Consider the following 461-nt stretch of genomic DNA (forward strand, 5'->3'; position numbering starts at 1 on the left):
CGCGAGCCTCCTCCTCGACGCAGCGGGCCAGCTCGGTGAAGTACGGATTGAGTACGTCACTGATGACCAGGCCGAGCGTCCGGGTCTGCGCGGTGCGCAGGGAGCGGGCCACGGCGTTCGGCCGGTAGCCGAGGGCGTCGACGGCGGCGAGGACGCGGGTGCGCGCCTCGGCACTGACGGACGGATGGCTGTTCAGCACCCGCGAGACCGTGGCGACGGAGACCCCCGCCTGGGCCGCGACATCTTTGATGCTCGCCATGTCCGGACCACCTCCTTGTGGTTTCCGTACACCTCGAAACCAGGGGTGGTGCGCTCGCACGACGCCGTGGAATCGATTACAGGCATGATTGGAATCGATTACATGGCTGAAAACAAGACCCTCCTCCGCGTCCGAGACCGGATCGTGACAGGAGGGGCGCCCGCCTGCCCTTGCCGCGCACACGCCAGGCACCGGCAAGACC

At 67.7% G+C, this 461-nt stretch carries 1 protein-coding gene; it reads right to left on the bottom strand.

Translation table 11 applies throughout. From position 1 onward, the window contains the following. Nucleotides 1-259, bottom strand: a 259-nt coding sequence (locus V2J85_RS40595; RefSeq protein WP_330824390.1) for a LacI family DNA-binding transcriptional regulator, incomplete at its 3' end; no start/stop codon positions are given. Nucleotides 260-461 lie beyond the last annotated feature (202 nt).

This window comes from Streptomyces bugieae (assembly GCF_036352915.1).
GTDB lineage: Bacteria > Actinomycetota > Actinomycetes > Streptomycetales > Streptomycetaceae > Streptomyces > Streptomyces endophytica.